Annotated in this window: 17 protein-coding genes; 10 read left to right on the top strand and 7 right to left on the bottom strand. The window is 71.5% G+C overall.

Translation table 11 applies throughout. The features are described from left to right. Positions 1 to 19 precede the first annotated feature (19 nt). The 3 genes from AQJ46_RS05610 to AQJ46_RS05600 all read right to left on the bottom strand — a co-directional run bounded on the left by AQJ46_RS05610 (position 20) and on the right by AQJ46_RS05600 (position 6,042). Positions 20 to 1,564, bottom strand: a complete 1,545-nt coding sequence (locus AQJ46_RS05610; protein WP_059204549.1) for an alpha/beta hydrolase — start codon at positions 1,562 to 1,564, stop codon at positions 20 to 22. 143 nt (positions 1,565 to 1,707) lie between these two features. Then, positions 1,708 to 3,252: an alpha/beta hydrolase gene (locus tag AQJ46_RS05605; protein ID WP_059204548.1), complete on the bottom strand. Its 1,545-nt coding sequence runs from the start codon at positions 3,250 to 3,252 to the stop codon at positions 1,708 to 1,710. Between the two features lie 81 nt (positions 3,253 to 3,333). Further along, positions 3,334 to 6,042, bottom strand: a complete 2,709-nt coding sequence (locus AQJ46_RS05600; protein WP_059204547.1) for a lysylphosphatidylglycerol synthase domain-containing protein — start codon at positions 6,040 to 6,042, stop codon at positions 3,334 to 3,336. Positions 6,043 to 6,228: 186 nt separating this feature from the next. Between AQJ46_RS05600 and AQJ46_RS05595 the strand changes: the two genes are divergently transcribed. From AQJ46_RS05595 to AQJ46_RS05570, 6 genes are all read left to right on the top strand, one after another. Then, positions 6,229 to 6,615, top strand: a complete 387-nt coding sequence (locus tag AQJ46_RS05595; protein ID WP_059204546.1) for an MGMT family protein — start codon at positions 6,229 to 6,231, stop codon at positions 6,613 to 6,615. A gap of 266 nt (positions 6,616 to 6,881) precedes the next feature. Beyond that, positions 6,882 to 10,304 carry an ATP-dependent helicase gene (locus tag AQJ46_RS05590; protein ID WP_079072138.1) on the top strand — a complete coding sequence of 1,141 codons (3,423 nt, stop codon included), beginning with the start codon at positions 6,882 to 6,884 and terminating at the stop codon, positions 10,302 to 10,304. A 111-nt stretch (positions 10,305 to 10,415) separates the two neighbouring features. After that, positions 10,416 to 14,069, top strand: a complete 3,654-nt coding sequence (locus tag AQJ46_RS05585) for an ATP-dependent DNA helicase (RefSeq protein WP_059204544.1) — start codon at positions 10,416 to 10,418, stop codon at positions 14,067 to 14,069. Between the two features lie 10 nt (positions 14,070 to 14,079). Continuing rightward, positions 14,080 to 15,492 carry a dipeptidase gene (locus AQJ46_RS05580; RefSeq protein ID WP_059205113.1) on the top strand — a complete coding sequence of 471 codons (1,413 nt, stop codon included), beginning with the start codon at positions 14,080 to 14,082 and terminating at the stop codon, positions 15,490 to 15,492. A gap of 154 nt (positions 15,493 to 15,646) precedes the next feature. Then, positions 15,647 to 16,591, top strand: a complete 945-nt coding sequence (gene nudC, locus AQJ46_RS05575) for an NAD(+) diphosphatase (protein ID WP_057610091.1) — start codon at positions 15,647 to 15,649, stop codon at positions 16,589 to 16,591. A 10-nt stretch (positions 16,592 to 16,601) separates the two neighbouring features. After that, positions 16,602 to 17,207 carry a class I SAM-dependent methyltransferase gene (locus AQJ46_RS05570; protein WP_059204543.1) on the top strand — a complete coding sequence of 202 codons (606 nt, stop codon included), beginning with the start codon at positions 16,602 to 16,604 and terminating at the stop codon, positions 17,205 to 17,207. Here the strand turns inward: AQJ46_RS05570 and AQJ46_RS05565 are convergent. Further along, positions 17,204 to 18,013, bottom strand: coding sequence for a phosphotransferase (locus AQJ46_RS05565; RefSeq protein WP_059204542.1), 810 nt, complete (start codon positions 18,011 to 18,013; stop codon positions 17,204 to 17,206). The two genes, AQJ46_RS05570 and AQJ46_RS05565, sit on opposite strands and share 4 nt — an antisense overlap. 99 nt (positions 18,014 to 18,112) lie before the next feature. Next, on the bottom strand, positions 18,113 to 18,370 hold the full coding sequence (locus tag AQJ46_RS05560) for a mycoredoxin (RefSeq protein ID WP_059204541.1): 258 nt from the start codon (positions 18,368 to 18,370) through the stop codon (positions 18,113 to 18,115). A 183-nt stretch (positions 18,371 to 18,553) separates the two neighbouring features. Here AQJ46_RS05560 and AQJ46_RS05555 point away from each other — a divergent pair, with 183 nt between their 5' ends. From AQJ46_RS05555 to AQJ46_RS05540, 4 genes are all read left to right on the top strand, one after another. Continuing rightward, positions 18,554 to 20,749: an ATP-dependent DNA helicase UvrD2 gene (locus tag AQJ46_RS05555; protein WP_208616888.1), complete on the top strand. Its 2,196-nt coding sequence runs from the start codon at positions 18,554 to 18,556 to the stop codon at positions 20,747 to 20,749. A 169-nt stretch (positions 20,750 to 20,918) separates the two neighbouring features. Continuing rightward, the gene (locus AQJ46_RS05550; protein WP_059204539.1) at positions 20,919 to 21,242 is read left to right on the top strand and encodes a hypothetical protein; all 324 of its coding nucleotides are present in this window, start codon (positions 20,919 to 20,921) and stop codon (positions 21,240 to 21,242) included. Between the two features lie 175 nt (positions 21,243 to 21,417). Then, positions 21,418 to 21,786 (top strand): WhiB family transcriptional regulator, encoded by a 369-nt coding sequence (locus AQJ46_RS05545; RefSeq protein ID WP_030784068.1) that lies wholly within the window; start codon positions 21,418 to 21,420, stop codon positions 21,784 to 21,786. Next, the gene (locus AQJ46_RS05540; RefSeq protein ID WP_057612243.1) at positions 21,783 to 22,106 is read left to right on the top strand and encodes a hypothetical protein; all 324 of its coding nucleotides are present in this window, start codon (positions 21,783 to 21,785) and stop codon (positions 22,104 to 22,106) included. The genes AQJ46_RS05545 and AQJ46_RS05540 overlap by 4 nt, the downstream gene beginning before the upstream one ends. A 153-nt stretch (positions 22,107 to 22,259) precedes the next feature. Here the strand turns inward: AQJ46_RS05540 and AQJ46_RS05535 are convergent, their stop codons facing one another. Then, positions 22,260 to 23,630, bottom strand: a complete 1,371-nt coding sequence (locus AQJ46_RS05535) for an ABC1 kinase family protein (RefSeq protein WP_059204538.1) — start codon at positions 23,628 to 23,630, stop codon at positions 22,260 to 22,262. After that, positions 23,623 to 24,840, bottom strand: coding sequence for a TOMM precursor leader peptide-binding protein (locus tag AQJ46_RS05530; protein WP_059205112.1), 1,218 nt, complete (start codon positions 24,838 to 24,840; stop codon positions 23,623 to 23,625). The genes AQJ46_RS05535 and AQJ46_RS05530 overlap by 8 nt, the downstream gene beginning before the upstream one ends. Positions 24,841 to 25,059: the final 219 nt, after the last annotated feature.

Here is a 25,059-nt window from a genome sequence, read left to right as displayed (position 1 = left end):
TGTGCCGGGCCCCTTTCCGCTACTGGCGCCGACCGCAGACCTTGCCGTCCTTCGGCACCGTGCCCTTCAGCAGATACGCGTTCACCGTGGAGTTCACACAGTCGCTCCCGTTCCCGTACGCCCCGTGTCCCTCGCCTTTCCAGGTGAGCTCCACGCCGACGCCCTTGCCCAACTCGTCCGCCATCCTGCGGGCCCCCTCGTACGGGGTCGCCGGGTCGCCCGTGTTGCCGATCACCAGCACCGGCGCCGCACCGGGCGCGCTCACCTCCGGGGTCGCGTACTGGCCGGGCACCGGCCAGTCGTGGCACCAGCCGGCCGCGTCCCAGCCGAGGAAGGGGCCGAACACCGGCGAGATCTTCTCGAACTCGGGCAGCAGCTTCTTCGTCTCCGCGAGCGTGGGCCGCTGCTTGTCGTCCAAGCACGATATGACTCGTTGTGACTGCGTCAGCAGGCCGTAACGGCCCGAGGCGTCCCGTTCGTTGTAGCCGTCGGCGAGCGCCAGCAGTTCGGAGCCGTCCCCCTGCTCGGCCGTGTCGAGAGCGCTGGTCAGCGAGGGCCAGCTGTCCTGGCGGTACAACGGCAAGACGATGCCGGTGAACGCCAGCACCTGGGTCAGTTTCCGCCCGGAATACGTGTCCAGCGGGTCCGCGTCGATCCGCTCCAGCAGATCCGCGATCTTCCGGGTGCCCCTTTCCGGGTCCTGTCCGGTGGATTCGAGGTAGTTGTCGAGGGCCCGCTGGAAGCCCCGGGCCTGGTTCTTGCGGTGGTCCACCAGGTCGGCGGTCGGATCGACGACCGCGTCGAGCACCAGCCGCCCGACCTTCTCGGGGAACAGGTGGGCGTAGACGCCGCCGAGTTGGGTGCCGTAGGAGATGCCGAAGTAGTGCAGCTCGGTGTCGCCGAGGACCTGGCGCATGAGGTCCATGTCCCGCGCGGTGTCGGTGGTCGAGACGTGCGCCAGCAGTCTGCCCACGCCCTTCTCGCAGCCCTGCGCGAAGTCGGTGGCGTCCCGGAGATACGCCCGTTCCTCGGCTGGGGTGTCCGGGGTGGCGTCCACCGACTCCGCGGCCTGGGTCTCCTTGTCGCCACGGCAACGGACGCCTTCGCTGGCTCCGACCCCGCGCGGGTCCCAGCTCACCAGGTCGTACCGCTCGCGCAGCAGGGAGACGGTGGCGGCATACCCGGGCATTCCGGCGACGCCCGACGCGCCGGGGCCGCCGAAGTTGAACAGGAGCGAGCCGATGCGGTCGCCGCCGCGGGCCTTGGAGCGGATCAGCGCGAGGTCGATCGTCTCGCCGCCCGGCTTCGACCAGTCGAGCGGCGCCTTCAACGTTGCGCATTGCCAGTCTCTGCCGGGCGGGGAGGAGTCCGCGGTGGCCTTGCAGCGCACCCAGTCGAGCTTCTGCGAGGTCAGCGCGGCGGGCAGTGCTTTCGCGCCTGTGGTGGTGGGCCTCGCGCTGCCCGACCGCTCGTCCCCTTCACCGCCGCCGGACGAGCCGCTGCAGCCCGCCGCCAGCAGTGCCGCCGCGGCGGTCATGGCCGCCCACCGTACGAAACGCCTCATTCCAGTCCCCCTCCCCAACCGTCCGTGCCGAGCCACGAACGTCGGTCTGGCCATGGTAGGCCGATCACCTGACACCCGTCGGGGCCTGTGGATAACCTTCTGACCAGCGATTTCACAGAGGCTTGGGGGGGGCTACGGTCGCGCTACGAGCAGACGGTCCCGGGCGCCGGCACCTTCCCGCTCAGGAGGTAGCCGTTCACGGCGTCCTGGACGCACTTGTTCTTGCTCTCGTACGCCCCGTGCCCCTGCCCCTTGTACGTCAGCTCGACCCCGACGCCCGTTCCGAGCGCCTCCACCATCTTGCGCGCGCCCTCGTAGGGGGTCGCCGGGTCCCCGGTGTTGCCCACGACCAGGATCGGTGCCGAGCCGGTGGCGCTCACGTCGGGATGGTCGGCGGCACCCGCCACGGCCCAGTCGGTGCAGGCCACCATCGACCAGGCCATGAAGTCGCCGAACAGAGGGGACGCGGCACGGAACTCGGGCAGCCTCCGCTCGACCTCGGCGGAGGTGTACCGGGGTTTGTTGTCGGCGCAGTTGATGGAGGTGTTGGCCGCGGCGATGTTGCTGTACTCGCCGTTCTCGCTGCGCCCGTTCATCGAGTCGGACAGCAGCATCAGGATGCTGCCGTCGCCGGCGTACGCCTGCTCCAGGCCCTCGGTGAGGTACTCCCAGAAGTCCTTCGAGTACAGCGCCTGCGCGATGCCGTTGGTCGCGGCGGTCTGGGTCAGTACGCGCTGCCCGATGCCGGGGATCGGCTTGCGGTCGAGGTCGGCCAGCAGTTCGGCGATGCGGTTCCTGACATCCTGCGCGGTGTCGCCGATGGGGCAGTCCGTGGGCTGCGAGGTGCAGTCCTCGGCGAAGTTGTCGAGCGCGAGCTGGAATCCCTCGGCCTGTCCGAGCGAGCCCTGTTCGCTGCTCTGCGTCGGGTCGACGACCGCGTCGAAGACCGCGCGCCCCACGCGCTTCGGGAACAGATGGGCATAGACGCCGCCGAGTTCGGTGCCGTACGAGATGCCGAAGTAGTTCAGCTTGTCGTCGCCGAGGACCTGGCGCATCAGGTCCATGTCGCGGGCGGCATCGGTCGTGCGCACATGCGGCAGCATCTTCCTGGAGTTCTCCTCGCAGGCCGCGTTGAACTCCTTGGTGTCGTCCAGCAGCGAGGCGCGCTCGGCCGGGTCGTCAGGGGTCCAGTCCTGCTCGAAGTACACGTCGAGCTGGGGATCGTTCAGGCACTCCACCGGGGCGCTGCGGCCGACCCCGCGGGGGTCGAAGCTCACCAGGTCGTAGCGGGTGCGCAGGTTCGCGTAGTCCGTGCCGAAGGCGGGCAGCGTGGTGACGCCCGAGCCGCCGGGTCCGCCGAAGTTGAAGACGAGCGAGCCGATACGCCTGTCCTCGGCGCCGCTGGCCTTCGCCCGGATCAGAGCGAGGCCGATCGTGTCGCCCTTGGGCTTCGCCCAGTCGAGAGGGACCTCGAGGGTGCTGCACTGCCACTCCTCGTCACCCGGCAGCGGGGAAGGGGCGTCACCTCCGCCCTCGGCCCGGGAGGGCGCCGGGCAGTCCTTCCAGTTCAGCTTCTGGGCCGACAGGTCCTCGTCCTGGGAGTCGCCGCTGCAGCCTGCCAGCACGGAGGTCAGCAGAAGGGCTGTGGTGGTCAGGGCGGCGGCGCGCAGTCGAGGGGGGGTGGGCATGATCCCATCCTGCGGTCGCGCGCGGGGGGACGCTCGGGGCGCGAGCCGTAAGAGGTACTCGTCCCGGCTCGGCGGTACGGACTACAGCGCGCCCTTCCGGGACAGCTGGTTGAAGGCCAGCCAACCCGGCAGCACCGGCAGCCACAGCGTCAGCAGACGGAACAGCAGGACGGCCGGGGCGGCGACCTCCTTGGGGAGCCCCACGGCGATCAGACCGACCGTCAAAGTGGCCTCCACGGCGCCCACACCGCCCGGTGTCGGGGCCGCCGACCCGAGCGCGTTGCCGGCGAGGAAGACGACGGCGACGCTGGCGATGCTGAGCGAGGTCCCCTCTTGGCCGAAGGCACGGATCGAGGCGTCCAGGCACATCACGAAGCAGGCCGTCAGCAGCAGCATGCCGCCGATGCCCGTGACCAGCTTCTGCGGCCGCTGGAGCACGTCCAGCATGCGCGGCACGACACCCGCGAACAGCGACCTCACGCGCGTGACGACGAATTTCCTGAGGAACGGCACCGAGGTGACCACGAGCACGAGCACCGCCACCGTCAGCAGACCCGCGATGACCGTTCGGGACGGCGACAGCGACGGCGTCTTCTCGGTACCGGTCAGATAGCCGAAGGACAGCAGCATCAAAATGTGGCAGCCGAGCCCGAACAACTGCGAGGCCCCGACGCTGGCCACCGCGAGCCCCGGCCGCACCCCCTGGCGTTGCAGGAAGCGCGTGTTGAGTGCCACACCACCGACCGCGGCCGGCGCGACGATCTTCACGAACGACCCGGCGACCTGGGCCGCGACCGTTCGCAGGAACCCCACCCGCTCGGGCACGAAGCCCAGCAGCGCCATGGCCGCGGCGAAGTAGCTGCACGCCGAGAACAGCACGGCAGCCGCGACCCAACCCCACTCGGCGTTGGCGACGAGCGGCCCGAACTCGATGTGGGTGAGCTGCGTCAGCAGGAAGTACGCGCCGATGGCACCCGCGATGAAGCTGATCAGCGTGCGCGGCTTCACCCGCTCCAGGCGGGCCGGTTCGACCGGTGCCTGTGGCCTGATCAGCAGCACCTGGTGGCGGATCTGCGTCAGCAGGTCCTCCTCGCGCGCCTCTTCGATGGCCTCGTCGATGGCCCGCTTCTCGGCCCGCGCCTCCGCCTTGACGGCCTTCTTGTCGGGCTTTTCGAGTTCGGGTCTTGCGTCCCCCGGCGCCTCCTCCAGACGAGCCTGCTTGGCCTGCTGGGACGCGTCCAGGACCGCCTCGCGCTCGCGCTGGGCCCGCTCCCGGGCCAGTTTGCGCAGTGTCGCGCGCGTGGAGCGCGTCAGCGCGATGGGCTGCAGCATCGGCAGACAGTCGGCCACGGCGTCGGGGCCGAGGATGCTGACCGCCGAGGCCACAGCGCGCTCCGCGCCGGCCAGCAGCCCCAGGGTCGTCACCAGCTGGGCGACGTCCATGCGCAGCAGCAGGGTGCTGGCCGCGATCTCGCCGCCACGAAGATCGGTGAGGATCACCCCACCGGAACGATCCACCAAAACCGCGTCACCCGCGAGCCTGCGGTGCGCGATACGCCGCGACTGCAGCGCCTGCACCTGACGCCAGGTGTTGCGCAGCAGTTCGTCGGTGATCTCCTCCTCGGCCAGTGACTCGAGCGTGCGCCCGCCGGTGTGCTCGTAGACCAGCATCACGGCGTCGGGGCCGAGCTCGGAGGTGGCGATCAGCTTGGGCGCGTTGGCACCGGCCGCGATGGCCGCGTAGGCGAGCAGCGCTTCCTGCTCCAGCGCCTGCCTGAGCGACTGGAGGCTGCTGCGGGTGGCGAAGCCGCGCAGAGTGAGATTGCGCCACACGCGGTAGAAGAAGCCCTGCGCCTGCTGCTCCCGGTCGACGACCGTCACATCCAGCGGCGGGCCGTCCTCCAGGGTGACGAAGTAGCGCCGGCCGCGGTCGCTGTTCTCCGCGGTCTCCGAGGCCTCCTCGCGCGCCGCGCTGACCGGGTGGAAGCCGACGGTCCTGAGGCCCGCGATCAGCGTCTGCCCGGTGGGCCGGACATTGGGCGAGCCGACCGCGTACAGCGTCCCGTAGGCGACCGTCCAGCCGATCAGCACCGTCAGGATGATCGAGAACGGTGTGGTGTAGCCCGTGACGAGCATCGAGAACGCGTCGAGCATCAGCACGATCCAGAGCACCGCCCGCCAGCGCGGCCTGCGGGACATGCCGACGGCCGTCATATAGGCGATGACGGGCGCCAGATAGCCGTGCACCGGGTCGGTGAGGGCGTGGACGTCACCGGGGGAGGGCTGGGTGAGCGCCTCCTGGATCGAGCTCGGGGCGGCCTTGGCGACCCACAGGTCGGTGGCGAGAGTCACACCGTGGGCGAGGACCGCGGCGAGCACGCCGTCGGCGATCCGCAGTCCGTCGCGTTTGATCAGCCGCTCGATCGCGAACGCGACCGGGACGAGGAGGATCGCGATGCTGGAGGCCAGACCGGCGATCTTGATGAGCAGGTCGGGCGCCTGGCCGGTGCCCTTGTTGATGTCCTGTTCGAGGCCGGAGGTGGTGCCGTGCGCGAACGCGGCGATCGCGAGCAGGACGACGACGGCGAGCACGCCGACCAGCAGTCGCATGAGGTCGGAGGGCCGGTGCACGCGCGCGGGAAGCAGCGGTTCGTCGCTCTCGACCTCGTCGGCGTGCACCTCCTCGACGCAGCCGTCGGCGTCCTTGCCGTCCGCGTCGGCGGTGTCGGGGCGCGACGAAGCGTCAGAGGTGCTCTCGGCGTCCTCCGGGTGCACACCCTGTGGCTTCATCGTCTCTTCTTGATCTCGTATCACCAGTCACCGCCCGCACGATGGTGGCATGCCCCACCGACACACGGGGGCGTCAGGGTGCACATGCGGGGGCGCACAGTCTGCCCGAAGCGCTGTCCCCGGGCGAGGGATACGCACGGTCGCGAGCCCGTCACATTGTCGGTGGCGTGGGGCAGGATGGGGCGGATGAGCGAGCAGAGCCTTCCTCCGGACGCCCACCCGGAGTACGCGGACCCGCTGCCGGAGTACGCCGAGCGGGTCCTCGACGTCGCCGAACGCATTCCGGCCGGGCGCGTCATGACGTACGGCGACGTCGCCGAGTGGCTGGAGGAGGGCGGCCCCCGTCAGGTCGGCCGGGTCATGGCCCTGTACGGCGGAGCCGTCCCCTGGTGGCGTGTCGTCCGCTCGGACGGCGTCCTGCTTCCCGGGCATGAACTGCGGGCGCTCGGCCACTACCGCGCCGAGGGCACGCCCCTGAAGGAGGCGAGCAGGGCCGCCGAGAACCATCTGCCGCGCCTCGACATGAGACGGGCTCGCTGGGACGGCGGCGCTCGGGCGGAGGGTCACACCTGACAGCTTCCGCCATCCCGCGGGCCCGGGGACACCCTGAGGCCCGTACGGGGGAAACAGGGCACGTCCGTGCCATGCCGTACGTTCGTGGGGTGAGGGACGTACGGGTCGCGTGGGCCGCATGGGTCGCGCGGGAAGAAGCGGAAGTCCTGCTTCCGTCCTTGGCGTCGGCGTAGCGTCGGCTGCACGCGTCCCCCTCACCCCCCGTCCACCGCTCTCCACGCGCGGCGGGCCGCCCAACAGCACACCCACCAGGACCGGCGAACCACGTGAGCTCCTCTTCCTCCACCAGGCGTCTGTCGCACTCCCCGGTGCGACAGGGGAACCGTGGCGCTTACCGACTGGTCCGTACCCCGCCGACGCGGGTGGATCCCCCTCGTCTGGACGCCGCACAGCGCGCCGTGGTTGAGCACGGAGGCGGCCCTTTGCTCGTTCTTGCAGGTCCGGGCACCGGCAAGACCACCACGCTCGTCGAGTCGGTGGCCTCACGAATCGCCCGCGGAGGGGACCCCGCGCGCGTGCTCGTGCTGACGTTCAGCCGCAAGGCGGCCGTCGAGCTGCGCGACCGCATGGCGCTGCGCATAGGAGCGGCGCGCGCGCCGCAGGCCACCACCTTCCACTCGTTCTGCTACGCCCTGGTCCGCGCCCACCAGGACAGTGACCTGTTCGTGGAGCCGCTGCGGCTGCTGTCGGGTCCCGAGCAGGACGTGGCCGTACGCGAACTGCTGGCCGGTCAGCCCGACCTGGAGCGGCTCGGCCTCGCGCACGTGCGCTGGCCGGACGAACTGCGCGCCTGCCTGACCACCCGCGGCTTCGCCGACGAAGTCCGCGCGGTCCTCGCCCGCAGCCGCGAGCTGGGCCTCGGACCAGGCGCCCTCGACGCCTTCGCCCGCCGCAGCGGCCGCCCCGACTGGCGGGCCGCGGCCGCCTTCCTCGCCGAGTACCTCGACGTCCTCGACCTCCAGGGCGTCCTCGACTACGCCGAACTCGTCCACCGCGCGGTGCTCCTCGCCCGCCGCCCCGAAGTCGCCGAGGGACTCGCCGCCCGGTACGACGCCGTGTTCGTCGACGAGTACCAGGACACCGACCCGGCCCAGGTACGGCTGCTGCAGGCGCTCGCCGGGGGTGGCCGCACCCTCGTCGCCTTCGGCGACCCCGACCAGTCGATCTACGCGTTCCGTGGCGCGGACGTCAACGGCATCCTCGACTTCCCGTACGCCTTCCCGCGCGCGGACGGCCGGACGGCCCCCGTCGAGGTCCTGCGCACCTCCCGCCGCTCCGGAGCCGCTCTGCTGGCCGCGACCCGTCTGGTGACCCAGCGCATGCCGCTGACCCGGCTGCCGGCGGAGAAGGTCCGCGCCCACCGCGAGCTCGCCCCGGTCCGGGACGGGGGACGCGCGGAGGTGTACACGTACCCGACATCCGGCACCGAACTGGACAACATCGCGGACATCTTGCGCCGGGCGCATCTGGAGGACGGCGTCCCCTGGGGCGAGATGGCGGTTCTGGTGCGCGCGGGATCCCGCACGATTCCGACGGTCCGACGCGCACTCACAGCGGCCGGGGTCCCCCTCGACATCGACGGCGACGACCTGGCCCTGCGACACGAACCGGCGGTGGCGCCGCTGCTGACGGCATTGCGGGCAGTGGCCACGGCGGAGGCGGCGGAGGGTGCCGTACGCCTTGAGGAGGGCAACGCTTCCGACGAGGCCGGGTCGGTGCCGGAGGAGGAGGCGCGGTCGGGGTCAGACGAGGGGCCGCAGCAGGACTCGGCCGACGAGCCGCAGCCCCCCTCCACGGAACCGTCGTCGGACACCTCTTGGCTCGACACCGAGACCGCCCTCACTCTCCTCGCCTCCCCCCTCGCCGGTATGGACGCCGCCGACCTGCGCCGCCTCGGCCGTGCCCTGCGGGACGAGGAGCGGGCCGCGGGCAACGCTCTGCCGCCGCCCTCCGACGTGCTGCTCGCGCGGGCGCTCGCCGAGCCCGAACGCCTGGCCGTGCACGACCCCGCGTACGCGCGCGGAGCCCAGCGGCTCGGCGCGCTGCTCGGCAAGGCCCGCGAGCGCCTCGCGAACGGCGGCAGCGCCGAGGAGGCGCTGTGGGACCTGTGGGAGGGCACACCGTGGCCCGGACGCCTCGAGCGGGCCGCCCGGCGCGGCGGCGCCGCGGGACGCAACGCGGACCGTGATCTCGACGCCGTGTGCGCGCTGTTCGCGACCGCCGCGCGCGCGGAGGAGCGCACCGGAGGCCGCGGCGCCCTGAACTTCCTGGAGGAGATCGACGCCGAGGACATCGCCGCCGACACCCTCACCCGGCGTGCCGTACGCCCCGACGCCGTCCGCCTGATGACCGCGCACCGCTCCAAGGGACTGGAGTGGCGCCTGGTCGTCGTCGCGGGCGTGCAAGAGGGCCTGTGGCCGGACCTGCGCCGCCGCGGCTCCCTGCTGGAGGCCGACCGCATCGGCCGCGACGGACTCGCCGAACCGCTCACCCCGGGCGCCCTGCTGGCCGAGGAGCGCCGCCTGTTCTACGTGGCCGCCACGCGTGCGCGTGAGCGACTCGTGGTCACGGCGGTGAAGGCACCGGCCGACGACGGCGACCAGCCCTCCCGTTTCCTGACCGAACTCGGCGTCGAACCCAGGGACGTGACGGGCCGCCCCCGCCGCCCGCTGTCCGTCGCCGCCCTGGTCGCCGAACTCCGCGCCACCACCGTCGACCCACGCGTGTCCGACACCCTGAGGGAGGCCGCCGCCCGCCGGCTGGCCCGGCTCGCCGCCCTCGCCGACGAGGACGGCCGCCCGCTCGTCCCCTCCGCCCATCCCTACCGCTGGTGGGGCATGTTCGAGCCGACCGAGTCCAAGGTGCCGCTGCGTGACCGCGACCAGCCCGTCGTGCTCTCCGGCAGCGCCCTCGACCAGCTCGCCAACACCTGCGCCCTCCAGTGGTTCCTGGGCCGCGAGGTGAAGGCCGACGCGCCGGCGACGGTCGCCCAGGGCTTCGGCAACGTCGTGCACGTCCTCGCCGACGAGGTCGCCTCCGGACACACCCCCGCCGACCTCGACGTCCTCATGGAGCGCCTCGACTCCGTGTGGAACGCGCTCGCCTTCGACGCGCCCTGGAAGTCGGCGCAGGAGAAGGAGAACGCGCGCGTGGCGCTCGAACGCTTCCTGAAGTGGCACGTCATGGACCGCACCGGCCGCACGCCGGTGGCCAGCGAACACGACTTCGACGTCACCCTGGAGGCGGGCGAGGTCGAGGTGCGCATCCGCGGCCAGATGGACCGCGTGGAGGCCGACGGCGAGGGCCGCGCGTATGTCGTCGACTTCAAGACGGGCAAGCAGCCCGTGAGTTCCGCCGAGGTCGAACGCCACCCCCAGCTCGCCGTCTACCAGCTAGCCGTCCGCGAGGGCGCCGTCGACGAGGCCTTCGACGGGGTACGGCCGGAGCCGGGCGGCGCCGAACTCGTCCAGCTGCGCCAGGGCGCCCCCAAGCGGGACGGCGGCGAGACCCTCCCCAAGGTGCAGGCGCAGGAACCGCTGGAAGGGGAGTGGGTCGGAGATCTGCTCGCCACGGCGGCGGGGAAGGTCCTCGACGAACGGTTCACACCGAACGCGGGGCAGCACTGCTCCCATTGCGCCTTCCGGGCCTCGTGCAGCGCCCAACCGGAAGGACGGCAGATCGTGGAGTGAGGTGGGCACACCGGTGTGATCAGTCGCACCACGCGTGCTGACCTGCGCTTCTTCCGGCCCGCCGAGGTGATTCGTCCTCCGTTGTCAGTGCGCGCCGCTAGCCTCTGCGACATGCCCGCCCGTATCACCGATCCCGATCAGCTCAAGGAGCTCCTCGGTATCCCGTTCACCCCGGAGCAGACGGCCTGCATCACCGCGCCGCCCGCCCCACAGGTGATCGTGGCCGGCGCCGGCTCGGGCAAGACGACGGTGATGGCGGCCCGCGTGGTATGGCTGGTCGGCACCGGCCAGGTCGCCCCCGAACAGGTCCTCGGCCTCACCTTCACCAACAAGGCCGCCGGAGAACTCGCCGAGCGCGTCCGCAAGGCACTCATCAAGGCCGGCGTCACCGACCCCGACGTCATCGACCCGGACAACCCGCCGGGCGAACCCGTGATCTCCACCTACCACGCCTTCGCGGGCCGCCTGCTGACCGACCACGGCCTGCGCATCGGGCTCGAACCCACCTCCAGGCTGCTCGCCGACGCCACCCGCTACCAACTCGCCGCGCGCGTACTGCGCGAGGCCCCGGGCCCCTACCCGGCCCTGACCCGCTCCTTCGCCGACCTCGTCAGCGACCTCCTCACCCTCGACGCGGAACTCGCCGAGCACCTCGTACACCCCGAGCGCCTGCGCGCGTACGACGCCGAACTGCTGCGCGACCTGCAGGGCGCCAAGCTCACCAACGACGCCCTGCGCAAGGTCCCCGAGACGGCCGCCGCCCGCCGTGAACTCGCCGACCTGGTCGTCCGCTACCGCACCGCCAAACGCGAACGCGACCTGCTCGACTTCGGCGACCAGATCGCCCTGTCCGCACGCCTCGCGGGGGCCCCGGAGGTGGGCCGCATCCTGCGCGACGAGTTCAAGGTGGTGCTGCTCGACGAGTACCAGGACACCTCGGTCGCCCAGCGCGTCCTGCTGGCAGGCCTGTTCGGCGGCGGCACCGGCCATCCGGTCACCGCCGTCGGCGACCCCTGCCAGGCCATCTACGGCTGGCGCGGCGCATCCGTCGCCAACCTCGACGACTTCCCCGAACACTTCGCCCACCCCGACGGCCGGCCCGCCACGCGTCAGGCGCTCAGCGAGAACCGCCGCAGCGGCGGCCGCCTCCTCGACCTCGCCAACGGCCTCGCCGAGCCCCTGCGCGCCATGCACGCGGGCGTGGAGGCCCTTCGCCCGGCCCCCGGCGCCGAGCACGACGGCATGGTGCGCTGCGCTCTCCTGCCCACCCACGCCGAGGAGATCGACTGGCTCGCGGATTCGATCGCCCATCTCGTACGGACCGGGAAGGAGCCCGGTGAGATCGCCGTCCTGTGCCGCACGGCGACCGACTTCGCCGAGATCCAGGGCGCCCTCGTCGAACGGGACGTCCCGGTGGAGGTGGTGGGGCTCTCGGGCCTGCTGCACCTGCCCGAGGTCGCCGACCTGGTCGCCGTCTGCGAGGTCCTCCAGGACCCCGGTGCCAACGCCGCCCTGGTCCGCCTGCTGACCGGCCCGCGCTGGCGCATCGGCCCGCGCGACCTCGCCCTCCTCGGCCGGCGTGCCCGGCGACTCGTGTCGTACACGCGCGTGGACGGCGACGACGACCCCGACCGCCGGCTCGCCGAGGCCGTCGAGGGGGTCGACCCGGCCGAGGTGATATCGCTCGCCGACGCCCTGGAGACCTTCCTGGAGACACCCCTCTACAGCGACGACGAGGACGACGACGGGCTGCCCTTCTCGCCGGACGCGCGCGTGCGGTTCGCGCGCCTGGCCGCCGAACTGCGCGACCTCCGCCGCTCCCTCGCCGACCCCTTGATGGACGTTCTGCACCGCGTCCTCGCCGTCACCGGCCTGGAGGTCGAACTGGCGGCGTCCCCGCACGCGTTGGCCGCCCGTCGCCGCGAGACCCTGTCCAACTTCCTCGACATCGCCGCCTCGTTCGCGGCGGGCGACAACGAGGCGACCCTCCTCGCCTTCCTCGGCTTCCTGCGCACCGCCGCCCAGTACGAGAAGGGCCTCGACAACGCACTGCCCGGCGGCGAGAACACCGTCAAGGTGCTCACCGCGCACAAGTCCAAGGGCCTGGAGTGGGATGTCGTCGCCGTCCCCGGCCTGGTCACCGGGACCTTCCCGAGCACCCAGGGGCGCGAGAAGTGGACCGCCCAGGGCAAGGTGCTGCCGCACGCGCTGCGTGGCGACACCGACACCCTGCCCGACATCGACTCCTGGGACTCACGCGGCATGAAGGCCTTCCACGAGGCCATGAAGGACCACCAGCACACCGAGGAACTCCGCCTCGGCTACGTCACCTTCACCCGCCCCCGCTCCCTCCTCCTCGGCTCCGGCCACTGGTGGGGACCGACACAGAAGAAGCCCCGAGGCCCGTCCGACTTCCTCAAGGCCCTGTCCGACCACTGCACGGCCGGCTACGGCGAGATCGAGGCCTGGGCCGACGAACCCGCCGAGGACGCGGAGAACCCGGCCCTGCACGCACAGAGCGCCGACCAGGTCTGGCCCCTGCCCCTCGACGACACCGCCCTCGCGCGCCGCCGAGCCGCCGCCGAGACGGTCCTGGCCCATCTGGAGAACCTCGCCTCCCCCACGGACGGCCATCCCGCGGCCGCCCACGACCCGGACACCTACGACGACCCGGACTGGCCCCCACCACCGGATGACGAGGAGCCGGACTTCGACGACCGGGACCTCGCGGAGCGGGACTTCGCAGAACCGGACCCGGATGACTTCGCGGACGCCGAGGACGAGCCCCTCCCGGAGGACCCCGCCGACTGGGACACCTGGACGACGGTCCGCGCGGCCGTCCCGCACCAGGCCACGTCCCCGGACGGTGCCGAGCCGCCCGGCCCCGACGAGGGCCCGCGCAGCCATCCCGAGGAGCGTGAGCCCCAGGAGGCGCGCGCCCACGGTCCGGAGCGCCAGCCCAAGCACCCACGCGCCTTGCAGCAGCCCCCCACGCACCCCCGGCTCACCCCCGAGGAAGCCCGCACCATCGCCTCCTGGGACCGCGACCTCGACGCCCTGGCCGGGGAACTCCTGCGCGTACGGCAAGCCGTCACCGACGTGCCCCTGCCCGCGTCACTCACCGCGTCCCAGGTCCTGCGTCTGGCGAGCGATCCGGACGGGCTCGCACAGGAGCTCGCGCGCCCCATGCCGCGCCCCCCGCAACCCGCCGCACGTCAGGGCACCCGGTTCCACGCCTGGGTCGAAGCCCGCTTCGAAGCCCTGACGCTGCCCATGCTCGAACCGGACGACCTGCCCGGCAGCGACGCCGAGATCGCCGACGAACGCGACCTGGAAGCCCTCAAGGACGCCTTCGAGCGCAGCGAGTACGCCCACCGCACCCCCTACCGGGTCGAGACGCCCTTCCAGCTCGCCATCGCAGGCCGCGTGATCCGGGGCCGTATCGACGCCGTCTACCGACACGGCGACGGGGACACGACGACGTACGAGATCGTCGACTGGAAGACCGGCCGCACCCGCACCGCCGATCCCCTCCAGCTCGCCGTGTACCGGTTGGCCTGGGCCGAGCGGCAGGGCGTCCCTGTGGAATCGGTCACGGCCGCGTTCCTCTACGTCCGTACCGGAGAAGTCGTACGCCCCGGGGACCTGCCCGGCCGGGCAGCACTGGAGCGGCTGCTCACCCAGGGACCGGGAGGGCAGCCGAGCGGTTCCGCGCAAGCACACTGTGAGGAACCGCCCACCGAGGATGTCGGCGCGGGCCGATAGGCTCGTGACCATGAGCCAACCCGTTGACAGTGCCGTCAGCGCCGTCCGTACGTACATCGAGCAGCACCGCGCCGCCTTCCTCGACGACCTCGTCGAATGGCTGCGCATCCCGTCCGTCTCGGCGCAGCCCGACCACGGCCCCGATGTACGCCGCAGTGCCGACTGGCTCGCTGCCAAGCTCAAGGAGACCGGGTTCCCCACGGCCGAGGTCTGGGAGACGCCGGGAGCGCCCGCCGTCTTCGCCGAGTGGCCCGCCGAGGACCCGACGGCGCCCACGGTCCTCGTCTACGGTCACCACGACGTACAGCCCGCCGCCCGCGAGGACGGCTGGGACAGCGACCCGTTCGAGCCGGTCGTCCGCGACAACCGCCTCTACGCGCGCGGGGCGGCCGACGACAAGGGCCAGGTCCTCTTCCACGCCCTCGGTGTCCGCGCCCATCTCGCCGCCACCGGCCGCACCGCCCCCGCGGTGACTCTGAAGCTGCTGATCGAGGGCGAGGAGGAGTCCGGCTCACCCCACTTCCGCGCCCTCGTCGAGGAGCACACGCACCGGCTCGCCGCCGACGCCGTGATCGTCTCCGACACCAGCATGTGGGACGAGAACACCCCCACCGTGTGCACCGGCATGCGCGGCCTCGCCGAGTGCGAGATCCGGCTGTACGGCCCCGACCAGGACATCCACTCGGGGGCCTTCGGCGGTGCTGTGCCCAACCCGGCCACGGCGGTCGCCCGTCTGGTCGCCGCCCTGCACGACGAGCACGCACGCGTGACCGTCCCCGGCTTCTACGACGGCATCGTCGAACTGACCGATCGTGAGCGTGAACTCTTCGCCGAGCTCCCCTTCGACGAGGAGCAGTGGCTGCACACGGCCAGGTCGCACGCCACCCACGGCGAGTCCGGACACACCACCCTGGAGCGGATCTGGGCCCGCCCCACCGCCGAGGTCAACGGCATCGGCGGCGGCTACCAGGGCCCCGGGAGCAAGACGATCATCCCGTCGTCGGCCATGGTGAAGCTGTCGTTCCGTCTGGTCGCGGGCCAGGATCCCGACCACATCGAGAAGGCCGTCCGGGCCTGGGCCACCGAGCAGGTGCCCGCCGGGATCCGGCACGAGATCACCTTCGCGCCCGCCACACGCCCGTGCCTGACCCCGCTCGACCACCCCGCGCTGCAGTCCGTGGTCCGCGCCCTGGGCCGCGCCTTCGAGAGCTCGGTCCGCTTCACCCGCGAAGGTGGCTCCGGCCCCGCCGCCGACCTCCGGGACGTCCTCGGCGCACCCGTGCTGTTCCTCGGCATCTCCGTCCCCTCCGACGGCTGGCACGCGCCGAACGAGAAGGTCGAGCTCGATCTGCTGCTCAAGGGCGTCGAGGCCTCCGCGTACCTTTGGGGTGATCTCGCCGAGCACTGGAGCCACGCGCCCTGACCGTCCCGCGCCGCCCGGCCCGGCAGCGCGCGGGGCACCCTGAAAGGGCCGCCCCGTACCGCGAGGCCCCGCCGGACCCGGTCGCCCTCCGACGTACGTCCCGCCGAACCGTTCGCCGAAACAATCCGCTGCACCGGGGGAGTTGGAAGCACCCGTGACCACCTGGACCGACCACACCGCCGACCGTCCCGTCTCGCTCACCGCCCCCAGCGGCATCGACCGCGCCGCGCACCACCGGCTCGACGAGGCCTGGCTCGCGGCAGCGTGGAGCCACCCCACAACCCGCTGCTTCGTGGTTTCCGGCGGTCAGGTCCTGATCGACGAGACGGCTGACGGCCGTACCGAACTCGTCATGACCCCGTCCTTCGAAGCCCCGCTCACCGAGGCACACCGCTACTTCCTCGGCATCGACGAGGAGGGCGTCCGCTACTTCGCCCTCCAGAAGGACGCCCTGCCCGGCCGCATCGACCAGTCCGCGCGTCCGGCCGGACTGCGCGAGGCCGGCCTGCTGCTGTCCGCGCGCGAGGCGGGCCTGATGGTGCACGCGGTCGGCCTGGAGAACTGGCAGCGGACCCACCGCTTCTGCTCCCGCTGCGGCGAGCGCACCGTCATCGCCGCGGCCGGCCACATCCGCCGCTGCCAGGCCTGCGGCGCCGAGCACTACCCGCGCACCGACCCGGCCGTGATCATGGCCGTCACGGACGACGAGGACCGCATCCTGCTCGGCCGCCAGGTGCACTGGCCGGAGGGCCGCTTCTCGACCCTCGCCGGATTCGTCGAGCCGGGCGAGTCCATCGAGCAGTCGGTGCGCCGCGAGGTCTTCGAGGAGGCCGGGATCACCGTCGGGCCGGTCGAGTACGTTGCCAGCCAGCCCTGGCCGTTCCCCTCCAGCCTCATGCTCGGCTTCATGGCCCGTGCCACCTCCACCGAGATCAATGTCGACGGGGACGAGATCCACGAGGCCCGCTGGTTCTCCCGCGACGAACTGGGCGCCGCCTTCGAGGCCGGAGAGGTCCTCCCGCCGTACGGCATCTCGATCGCGGCCCGTCTGATCGAGCTCTGGTACGGCAAGCCGCTGCCGACGAGGAGTTTCGTCTGAGAGGACGGGCATGCCCGACCCGTACTGGAACCACAACGTCCACTACCACCGCCTGGTGCTCGACGCCGTACCGGACGGCTGCCGCGAGGCCCTGGACGTGGGGTGCGGTGACGGACTGCTCGCCCGCAAGCTGGCCACCAAGGCCGCGTTCGTCAGGGGCGTGGACCGCTCACCGGAGATGATCCGGCAGGCGCGCGCGACCGCCTCCGGGAACGTCACGTTCCTGGAGGCGGACTACCTGGACGGCGCCGCCCTGCCCGAGAGCCGGTACGACTTCGTCAGCGCGGTCGCCGTGGCGCACCACGCGCCCTTCGAGGAGGCGGTCGACAGCCTGGTTCGGCTACTGGCCCCCGGCGGACGGCTGGTGATCGTCGGGATGGCGTACAACAGGACGGCGCTGGACTGGATCATCAGCGGCTGTGGCCTACCCGTGTCCCTGCTCCTCAGACGGCGACGGGGCGGCAAGCGGGCACCGTCCGGCATGCCCATGGAGGACTCGACCGTGCACTGGGGCGAGGCGCGCAGGGCTGCCCGCCGCCTTCTGCCCGGCTGCCGTTACCGGCGCCGACTGCTGTGGCGCTACACGGCGGTGTGGGACAAACCACTTGAGTCCTAGGTCAGCGCCACAGTGAACGTCTCGCGGTGGTCGGTCAGCCAGGACTGTAGGCGGTCCCAGCGTTCCCATCCGCCACGGTCGGCCAGCGCTTGGAGGTAAACAGGATCGCTGTCGGCCACGCGGCGGGCGACGAAGGCCCGGCAGATCTCCGTGGCCTGTTCGATGACGCCGGGCAGTTCGGCGCGTTCTCCTGGCGAGAGGCCGTAGCCGTCGGCGAGCGTCCGCAGCCGTGCAGGCGCGTCCAGTCCGGCGGGATACACGGCAGCCGCGGACACCGGATCAAGCATGGGAACCCAGTAGCGGGCGGTCATGGCCACGTCCCAGAGGGGACGGCCCGGAGCCGCCAGGTCGAAATCGATCAAGGCGGCGGCACGACCGTCGCGGAAGACGACGTTCTCCGGGCACACGTCGTTGTGGCACACCATCGTTCCGCCCTCCGGGTCGGAGAGGTCCTGGGGCCACTCGACGTCTGTGTCGACAGCGATGGACACGCTGACCTCGTGCAGGCGGCGCAGCAGGTTCCCCACCGATTCGAGGGCGGTTGTCGTCAGCACCCAGGGCGGGAACGGTGGCAGAGCCACGTCGCCCGGGATGAAGGTCAGCCGCTCCCGACCGTCAGCGGTCGGGCCCACGGGAGTCGGAGCCGCGTCGAAGCCGTGCTCTTTCAGCGCGAGAAGGTGGGCATGGAGGGCGTGTGAGTTATGCGGTGCCGGGCGTTCCACCAACGCACCCCGGCGGAAGACCGCGCCCGCATTCGCCATGCCCCCGACCAGCGCCTCACGGTCCGCCTCGTCCTCGGTCGTCATGTTCGATCACGCTACCGTCCAGCCGCCTCGTACAGGGCGGGCACACAAAACCCCCGATTCCGGTGCCAGGCCGGTCGGGGGTCGTGTGCGTCAGGTGAGTCAGACGCCGAGCGCCTGCTTCACCTGGGCAAGGCTCGGGTTCGTCATCACGACCTCAGAGCCACCGCTGGAGGGAACCACCTGAACCGTGGGAACCGTCTGATTCCCGCCGTTCGCCTTCTCCACGAAAGCCGCGGACGCCGGGTCCTGCTCGATGTTGATCTCGGTGTACGCGATGCCCTCGCGGTCCAGCTGCTTCTTCAGCCGCTGGCAGTAACCGCACCATGTGGTGCTGTACATCGTCACACTGCCCTGCATGTCTCGCGCGCTCCTTCGGTGGCCCGGGGGAAGAGATCGTCCGTTGAGGGAACGTAGGAGACCTGAGCGCCATTCCCGGCCCGGGTGCCCGGCCAGGTGACGCCTGCCGCATTAGTACGACTGCGGCTACCTGCCTGTGGACAACCGGCTCACCCGTCTCCGCCGACCTGGCAGCATGGCCGTGTGACAGCAGCAACGCACTCCACGCTCTTCCCGCGCACACCGGACTCTGCCGACGCGGTGCTCGAAGGGCTTGATCCCGAACAGCGCGAGGTGGCCACCGCCCTGCACGGGCCGGTGTGCGTGCTGGCGGGCGCCGGTACCGGCAAGACCCGGGCGATCACCCATCGCATCGCCTACGGGGTGCGGGCCGGCATCCTCCAGCCCTCCAGCGTGCTCGCCGTCACCTTCACCAACCGCGCCGCCGGAGAGATGCGCGGGCGACTGCGCCAGCTCGGCGCCGCGGGCGTCCAGGCGCGTACGTTCCACTCGGCGGCCCTGCGCCAGCTCCAGTACTTCTGGCCGAAAGCCGTCGGTGGCTCCATGCCCCGGCTCGTCGACCGCAAGATCCAGCTCGTCGCCGACGCGGCCGCCGCCTGCCGCATCCGCCTCGACCGGGGCGAGCTGAGGGACGTCACCGGTGAGATCGAATGGTCCAAGGTCACCCAGACCGTCCCCTCCGACTACGCCCTCGCGGCAGCGAAGGCCGGCCGCGAGACCCCTCGCGCCGCGGCCGAGATCGCACAGCTCTACGCCGCCTACGAGGACCTCAAACGCGATCGCGCCGTCATCGACTTCGAGGACGTCCTGCTGCTGACCGTCGCCATCCTCCAGGACCGGCACGACATCGCCGAACAGGTCCGTTCCCAGTACCAGCACTTCGTCGTCGACGAGTACCAGGACGTCAGCCCCCTCCAGCAGCGCCTGCTGGATCTGTGGCTCGGGCGCCGCGACAGCCTGTGCGTCGTCGGCGACGCCAGCCAGACGATCTACTCCTTCACTGGCGCAACTCCCGACCATCTCCTCGACTTCCGTACCCGTCACCCCGGCGCCACCGTCGTCAAGCTGGTCCGCGACTACCGCTCCACGCCCCAGGTCGTCCATCTCGCCAACGGCCTGCTCGCCCAGGCCCGCGGCCGCGCCGCCGACCACCGGCTGGAACTGATCTCCCAGCGCCGCCCCGGCCCCGAACCCGTCCACACCGAGTACACCGACGAGCCCTCCGAGGCCGAGGGAGCCGCCCGCCGCATCCGGGAGCTCATGGACGCGGGCGTCCGGGCCAGCGAGATCGCCATCCTGTTCCGCACCAACTCCCAGTCCGAGACCTATGAACAGGCCCTGGCCGACGCCGGAGTGCCCTATCAGCTGCGCGGCGCCGAGCGGTTCTTCGACCGTCCCGAAGTACGCAGGGCCATCGTCAACCTCCGGGGCGCGGCCCGCTTCGGCGGCAACGACTCGCGGTTGGACGACGCCGTCGACCTGCCCTCGCAGGTGCGTGCCGTGCTGTCGGGCGAGGGCTGGACCACCGTGCCGCCGGCCGGCTCCGGAGCCGTCAGGGAGCGCTGGGAATCGCTGGCCGCGCTGGTGAACCTCGCGCAGGACTTCGCCGCCGCGGGAGCCGGCGCCACTCTCAACGACCTCGTGGCCGAACTCGACGAGCGGGCCGGCGCCCAGCACGCCCCTACCGTCGAGGGCGTCACCCTCGCCTCCCTGCACTCGGCCAAGGGCCTGGAGTGGGACGCCGTGTTCCTGGTCGGTGTCGCCGAGGGCATGATGCCGATCACCTACGCGAAGACGGACGAGCAGATCGAGGAGGAGCGCCGGCTCCTCTATGTCGGTGTCACCCGCGCCCGCGAGCGCCTTCACGTCTCCTGGTCGCTCTCCCGCTCGCCCGGCGGCCGCCCCAACCGCCGCCCCAGCCGCTTCCTCGACGGACTGCGTCCCGGTTCCACCGCCACCGCGGGGCGGACTGCGGGTGGCGGTCCCGGAGGCGTCGAGCGCGGCTTCACGAGCCCCGCCGGCGCCGCTCCCAGACGCACCCAGCGCACCCCGGCGCGCTGCCGGGTGTGCGGGCGCACGCTCACCGACGCGGGCGAGATGAAGCTCATGCGTTGTGAGGACTGCCCCTCCGACATGGACGAGGGACTCTACGAGCGCTTGCGCGACTGGCGTGCCATTCAGGCGCAGCGCAGCGGACAGCCGGCCTTCTGCGTCTTCACGGACAAGACCCTGATGGCGATCGCCGAGGCAGTGCCCGACGACGAGCACGAGCTCGCGCGGATCCCGGGCGTCGGTATGCGCAAGCTCAACCGGTACGGAGCCGATGTGCTGACCATCTGTGCAGGCCAGGAGGTTTCGGAAGAAGAAGACGAGGCCTGATCCCAACTCGTCGGAAAAATAGTTTGCGCATGCCCCAGCAATCCCCATAGGTTCTTAGCCACGGGGACGGAGGCCTTCTCGGAGGCCCCGATTCCGTGTTCTACTTGCATTTCCGTCGGACAGCGGCTCGCGCCGCCGTCCCCAGAGACGCCGAGAGGAGGCGATTGAAGTGATCAGCATCAACAGCAGCAAGGCCGTCAGCTCGGCCAAAATGACCGATCGCTCGGTCGTCTCCGCGTGCATGCTCGGCGTTTCGAACCTGGGCACCGGTCTGTCCGGCATTCCTGCCGCGCGTCCGGCGTCCTCCGTGTCTCTCGCGGTCCTTCCCGTCCGTGAGCGCAATGAGCGACCGACCAAGGCACTGGAAGCAGTAGTGGCACAGGCGCATGTCTATGCCTTTGCGGCGGCCGGTGCCGGATTCCGGAAGCAGACGACGCAGCACCACCTGATGTGGGCCTTCCGTGGGCCAGAACCCTGGAGTGATCCAGCCTGATCGTCGATCAGGCCGGCGCCTTCAGGGCCGCGGAACCCCATCCGGGATCCGCGGCCCTTCTGTTTTCCCCGAACGGGGAGAGCGGAGCGAAGGGGCCTCGGGACAAGAAAAGAACCCGGTACCAAGCGACTACCGGTCCAACAGGGCCGGACCGAACAGACGAGGAAGACGAACCGTGCAACTCGAAGCGCACGCCCCGTCCGTACCGCCTTCCGAAACGATCCCCCCGCCCGGCCTCACGGAGGACTCCGCCTTGACTCCGCTCACCGCGCTCACCGCGCTCGACGACGCCATCGAGAACCTCGGCGTACCCGTCCCCTGCCGTTCCTACGACCCGGAGGTCTTCTTCGCCGAGTCGCCGGCCGACGTCGAGTACGCCAAGTCCCTCTGCCGCACCTGCCCGCTGATGGAGGCCTGCCTCGCCGGCGCCAAGGAGCGGCGTGAGCCCTGGGGCGTCTGGGGTGGCGAGCTGTTCGTCCAGGGTGTTGTCGTCGCCCGGAAGCGGCCGCGTGGTCGCCCGCGCAAGAACCCGGTCACGGCATGAACACCGCAGGAACGATCGACCGCCCCCTCACGAACGACCCCACGAAGCAGGCCCCGATGAAGCCGTCCACCAGCGAGCCCGCCGGCTCCGCGATCCCAGACTTCACCACCACCGACGCGTCCGACTCGCGTCAGAACAGGACCCGAGAGATGCAACTCATCCCAGAAGCCCTGGCTCGTGCGCATATGCACGACCGCCTGCATGAGGCCGAGCAGGAACGCCGGGCGATCCGCCTGGCGACCGCTCGCCGGATGCAGCGCCGGGCCGAGCGCGCCTCCCTGCGTGCTCGCCGTGCGCTCGCCATCGCCGTCATGCAGTAGATCCGACCCACACCTGAAGCGGTGGCCTCCCGAACCGAGCAGAACTGAGCTCACCGGGAGGCGGAAGCTCTCCCCCGCGGGGGCCGGTCCGTCCGAACGGACCGGCCCCCGCGGTGCGTTGCGCGTCGGGCGCCTTCACCTGACGAAGACCGTTCACGCCTCCGCCGCGGAACCCTCCTCGTCCAGGTCCTCCTCCGGCACGAACCCCGGCAGCCATTCCTCCAGTTCTTCGCGCAGCCGGACGGTCGCGCCCAGCTGGCACAGAACGCCGATGGTGCTCAGGGTGACCCGGTGTATCAGGAGGTATGCCGGGGGGAGGTTGAGCTGTTTGCCCAGTTGGTGGGCGGGGGAGCGGGGGTCTGCGATCCGGGCGGCCTGGCTGCGCATCCAGCCGCGGGTGAAGGTGAACTCGTCGACCTCGGCCGGTTCGATGATCGGCAGGAGGTAGTCGAGGACCGCGTCCGGGTCCAGCTCTATCGACTCCTTGACGAAGCCCTCCACACGGAGGAGTTCGTAGACCGCGTCCGCCTCACCGTCCAGCGTCATGCGCAGGCAGGTGCCGATGGTGTCCGGCAGACCGCCCGGGAGCCGGTCGACCGTGCCGAAGTCCAGGACGCCCAGGCGCCAGTCCTCCTCGCCGTCAGGACCGCCGGGCAGCAGCCGGAAGTTGCCCGGGTGCGGGTCGGCGTGCAACAGGCCGGTGCGGGCGGGGCCGGAGAAGAGGAAACGGGCCAGGAGTTGTCCGGCGCGGTCGCGCTGCTCCTGGGTGCCGTCGGAGATCACCTCCGACAGGGGTACACCGTCGATCCACTCCGTGATCAGGACCTGGTCGCTCTGGTGGACCACGGCCGGGACCAAGACGTCCGGATCGTCCGCGAACTCCTCCGCGTGGGCCTGCTGGGCCTGTGCCTCCAGGCCGTAGTCGAGCTCCTCCGAGACCCGGTCGCGCAGCTCGGCGATGAGCGGCTTGATGTCGATACCGGGGACGAGGGGCCCCAGCAGACGGGCGAAACGGCCCAGTTGGTTCAGATCGGACAGCAGGGCCTCGCCGGCTCCCGGGTACTGGACCTTGACCGCCACCTCACGCCCGTCGTGCCACACGGCCCGGTGCACCTGGCCGATGGACGCCGCCGCGGAGGGCTTGTCGTCGAACTCGGCGAACAGCTCCCGCCAGTCCTCGCCCAGCCGCTCCTCGAGCACGGTGTGCACGGTGCGGGTCGGCATCGGGGGCGCCGCCTCCTGCAGCTTCGTCAGGGCCGCGCGGTAGGGGCCTGCGACCTCCTCGGGGAGCGCCGACTCGAAGACGGACAGGGCCTGGCCGAACTTCATGGCTCCGCCCTTGAGCTCCCCGAGCACCTTGAACAACTGGTCGGCGGTGCGCTGTTGCAGCTCGCGGCCGACGATCTCCGCGGACTCGCCCACGATCCGCTTGCCGAGTCCCCAGGTGGCCCGCCCGGCGAAGCCGAGCGGGAGCGCGGCGAGCTTGGCGGTCCGGGTGACCGCCTTCCGGGGAAGATCAGACATGCGCCCTCCAGGTCCCAGCAGGCCGTGGCGCGGTTGCCTTGCGGCACAGCTCCTCCGACGACCCTTGCTCCGTCATTGTCTCGTGCGCAGCCTCCTCCTTGGAGGTGTGTTCTCCCTTACCTTTCTCCGCGGCTCCGCACGGACATGCGGAATGCGGCCAGACCGGCCGCGCGTGCCAGCTCAGATTGGGCAGTGAGACCTCCCAGCGGGCACCCGCGCTCGACGGGAGGCGGCCGTCCAGGAAGGCGAGCGCGTGCGAGGCCGCGAGTCCGGCGACTGCGGTGGCCAGTGCCAGGTCACAGGGCCGCGCCGCAAGCCGTCTGCTGCCCGAACGCCACTGGGCGACAAGCCGGGGCCAGGCCTGATCGCGGTCGGTCCGCGTCTCGTGGAGACAGCCCGCGCAGCCCGTCTCGCCCGGCAGGACGAGAGGACCGACCACTCCTGTCGCCTCGACCACACCGGCGTACAGATGAGGTGTGCCGGATCTCACGAGGGGCTCCCCGGTGGCCGGGGCGGGCGCGTGCACGTCGACGTCGTCCCGCGGGGCCAGGATCACCAGGGAGAACCCGGGGTCGTCCGCGCCGGCCGAGGCCCGGGAGCCGCCGCGGGGCGGGCGCCCCGGAGCCGCCGCGGACACCGCCCGGCGTGCGGCCGTGTCCCTGCGGTCGCCGACCGAGCCGGCGGGCAGCCCACCCGGAGCCACGTCCCAGGGCTCGACCCGCCCGCTGTCCCGCACGTCGACCTCCCCGACGCCGGCGCCCGAGAGCAGCGCGGCCAGCACCACACCCACCCGGCCGGCACCTCTGATCTGCACGCGCAGTGAACGGCGGGCGGCCAGGAGTCTCATCGCCTCACCCGGCTCCGACGTGGTCAGCGAGAGGGACGCCAGGTCGGGTGCCAGCCGGTCGAGGACCTCCTTCTTCCCCCGCAGCGTGTCCGCGTCCGGCCCGCCGCCCCTCGCGTCGTCGACGAGTCCGGAGCGTGCGAGCCGCCCCACCAGCGTGTCGACATGGCCCTCGGGCAGATCCATACGGCGTCCCTCCTCCCGCAGCAGCGCGAGACCCCGCGTGCCGTTGAGCAGGTCGAGGAAGCTGCCCGTCGCCGTGTCCACCGGACCCAGCGTCATCGCGTGCGCCGGGGTCATCCCGAACTGCACGGTGTTGAGATCGCGCCACCCGCGCCGGAGCGCGGGCTTCATCTGCGGAACCATGGTGTGCTCGAGCGGAACCACTGCTTGCATGACAGGCCCCCGTAGCCCTCGTAGAACGTCCCCGTCCGTCGCCGGAGCCCGGACGACGGCCGGTCGTGGCTCAGGCGGCGGTGCCAGGATGCCCGGACCCGGCCGTCACGTGCCGAAAGTTGTCCACAGGTGAGGGCCATTCGTCGTACAAATCAGACGCATGGCGGGCGATCGGAACCGAACCGTCCC

The sequence above is a fragment of the Streptomyces canus genome, assembly GCF_001514145.1.
GTDB lineage: Bacteria > Actinomycetota > Actinomycetes > Streptomycetales > Streptomycetaceae > Streptomyces > Streptomyces canus.
This window is presented reverse-complemented; position numbering and strand designations above follow the sequence as displayed.